Origin of the sequence: Catenibacterium sp. AM22-6LB (assembly GCF_003435615.1) — a bacterium.
Classification (GTDB): domain Bacteria; phylum Bacillota_I; class Bacilli_A; order Erysipelotrichales; family Coprobacillaceae; genus Catenibacterium; species Catenibacterium mitsuoka_A.
Genome location: NZ_QTUM01000110.1, coordinates 1 through 1580, shown reverse-complemented (window position 1 = coordinate 1580; position 1580 = coordinate 1). Strand labels below are relative to the sequence as shown.

At 35.0% G+C, this 1580-nt stretch carries 1 protein-coding gene; it reads right to left on the bottom strand.

From position 1 onward, the window contains the following. Positions 1-813 precede the first annotated feature (813 nt). Positions 814-1215 (bottom strand): hypothetical protein, encoded by a 402-nt coding sequence (locus DW269_RS12680; protein ID WP_158546375.1) that lies wholly within the window; start codon positions 1213-1215, stop codon positions 814-816. Positions 1216-1580 lie beyond the last annotated feature (365 nt).

Here is a 1580-nt window from a genome sequence, read left to right as displayed (position 1 = left end):
TCATTTGTCTCTGTTGATCAAAGCACATTTGATAAACAGAACATAATTATAACTAAAGGAGATGTTCGTATAGAATTTCCTTCTGATACAGATATAGGAACTGTAACCAACTGATTATTCGCGCGTAATTGAACTGGTAGTCGCAGACCTATGCACCACTCCTGTCGCATTAAGTGCATCACCTGAATATTACGGAGTGGCAAGGCCACTCCATACGGTAAAATTAGTCCATACGTTACGCTAGAGAAGTCCAGTGAATCCGTTAAACAAGTCCATCATATTTAATATAAAGATTTGCATCTCGTGGTTATAAAATGGATTTGATAAGTAATAAATACTTATCAAATCTTGCAACTAGGAGGTGTTTTTATATGCGGGATGTTAAGAAGATTTTGGAAATGAGATTTCAAAATTTCAGTGAGTGAAAGATAGCTGAAGCACTTAAAGTATCAAGAGATACAGTAAGAAAAGTATCTAAAGCAGCTGATAAAAATAATATTTGTTGGTCTATGATCCCGAATCAGAATGAAATGGAAGTACAGAAACTATTGTTTAGAAAGGAGACTAAACTTAATCTAATCATTAAGCAACCTGATTATCAGTATATTCATAAAGAACTGTTAAGACCAGGGACAAACATTAAATTATTATGGGAAGAATATGCAGAAGATTGCAGAAACAGTAACTTCCCATTCTATCAGTACAGTTACTTTTGCAAAAAGTATCGTTATTATGTAAAGAAAAAAATCTTACAATGCATATCACACATAAACCAGGGGATAAATTAATGGTGGATTGGTTATGCAAAGATTCTCATAACCAATCTACTTCAGTACGAATACCTGGCTTATGCTGGATATGGTTGGTATAGTTGTGATTCTGAACAAGCTCTGTGTATCCTCTGCAGAACTTTGAATAGCTCACGGGATACTTCCCATCATTTATCTTGATACAGTATTCATTCCACAACAGCGTCAGAGTGACTCCAGGTTTAGATAATTCATTATGAATATATTCATAATCTATAGAGGCATAGATGTCTTCACTTTCATAAAGATTAGGGAAGAACAGCTTTCCTAATTTCGTATCTGAATAACACTCTAATTTTGCAGTATCAAATTCTAATTTCTCCTTTCTTCGTTTTACTTTCGATGAGGTGTGCTTGCTTATGTGATATTGTTTGGAAATGGTATTAAGAGAAATACCCTGATCCATTAGCTACAGGCACATTCTCAGATTGAATTTTACGGCCATAATTTTAAGGCTCCTTTCATAATATTAGAGACATTGTCTCCAATATCATGATAGTACAAAAAGACCACCCTTGAGGTGGTGCAGTTGGTGATATAGGTGGTGCACTTTATGCGATTAGCGGTGCTGTTCCTTGCGAATAATCAACCGACATCATAGATGCACTATTATGTTAGGTGACATCTCTAGGGATAACCACATTTATATAGTTGTAGGCTATGCAGATATGCGGAAACAGAGTTTGGAATAAAGGACTATTAATCGAAAATGTAATGTGGACCCCGTGTCAAGGACATTAAATAAAAAGGCGCTTAAAAATGATTAGAAAT